Source organism: Microbacterium sp. B19 (assembly GCF_000333395.1).
Taxonomy (GTDB): Bacteria; Actinomycetota; Actinomycetes; order Actinomycetales; family Microbacteriaceae; genus Microbacterium.
Genome location: NZ_BADA01000348.1, coordinates 1 through 1262, shown reverse-complemented (window position 1 = coordinate 1262; position 1262 = coordinate 1). Strand labels below are relative to the sequence as shown.

Below are 1262 nucleotides of genomic sequence, written 5' to 3'. Positions count from 1 at the left end.
ATGAAAAACCCCTCACGCGAAGGGGAACGGCCCCCATCCCGAAGGGTGAGGGCCGTTCCTGGGGCGGGGGTCAGACCGTGCGGCGCTTGCGCAGGACGAAGGCCAGACCGCCGGCGACGACCAGGAACGCGCCGCCGAGCGCGAGGCCCCAGGGCAGCTCGGTGCCCGTCGTTGCGAGCGAACCCGGTCGACCGGCCGTGGCGCCCGGCGTTGACGTCGACGCCGGGGTCGGCGTGGGCGTCGTCGACGCCGAAGGGTCGGGCGTCGGGGTCGGGGTGAGGCCAGTGCCCTCGTCGACCGGCTGCGTGCCCTTCAGGTACGCGCGGCCGAGCGGTGACGGTGCGACCGTGCCCTTCGCGGCGAAGAAGTCCGCCGTCGCCTGCAGGTCGATCTGGCCCGAGTCGGCCTTGCCGGTGCCCTGTGCGAAGGTGCCGAAGTTGTCTCCACCCGCCGCGAGGAACGAGTTGGTCACGACGCGGTACGACGTCTTCGGGTCGATCGGCGTGCCGTTCAGCGCGATGGAGCCGATCCGCGAACCCTTCGCCGCCGTCGGGTCGTACTCGAACGTGAAGCCCTTCGATACGCCCAGCGCGAGCACCGGACGCGACGCCTCCGCGGGCTGCCACTGCTCCTCAAGCACCGATTTCAGCTGCGCGCCGGTGAGCGAGAGCGTCACGAGCGTGTTGCCGAACGGCTGCACGTTCGCCGCCTCCCGGTACGAGACCGAGCCGTTGTCGGTGCCGTACAGCAGGTCGGCGCGCAGGCCGCCGGGGTTCATGAACGCGATTTGCGCGTCCTGGCCGTTGAAGGAGGGGTTCTCGCTCGTGGCCCACAGGTACACGTCGGCGACGGTGTTGCCGAGCGTCGAGTAGGCGCCGCGGTCCTCACCGCCCGTGCCGTTCACCGCACGCTTGATGTCGCCCGTGATGCTGCCGACCTCGACCTGGCCCTTCACGTCGGCGGTGGCCTTGGCATCCGCCACGATCTTCGCGACCTGGGTCTGCGGGTAGGCGATCCACTGCGAAACGGCGGAGTCGTACAGCGCACGGACACCCGGCGTGATCGAGACGAGCTTGCCAGCGTCGTCGAGGTCGATGTCGAGCGTGCCGAGGTTCGTGCCGTACTGACCCGTCTGGATGACGGAGCGCCCGCCGATCTCGCACGCGTACTTCTGGTGCGTGTGCGCCGAGACGATGGCATCCACGTCGCTCGAGGCGTTGCGGACGAGGTCGCCGAAGTCTCCCGACTCCGTGGCGATCTTC

General features: G+C 69.8%; 1 protein-coding gene. It reads right to left on the bottom strand.

Annotated elements, in window-relative coordinates; translation table 11 throughout:
- Positions 1-70: 70 nt before the first annotated feature.
- Positions 71-1262, bottom strand: a 1192-nt coding sequence (locus I5G_RS22225; RefSeq protein WP_022879304.1) for a bifunctional UDP-sugar hydrolase/5'-nucleotidase, incomplete at its 5' end; no start/stop codon positions are given.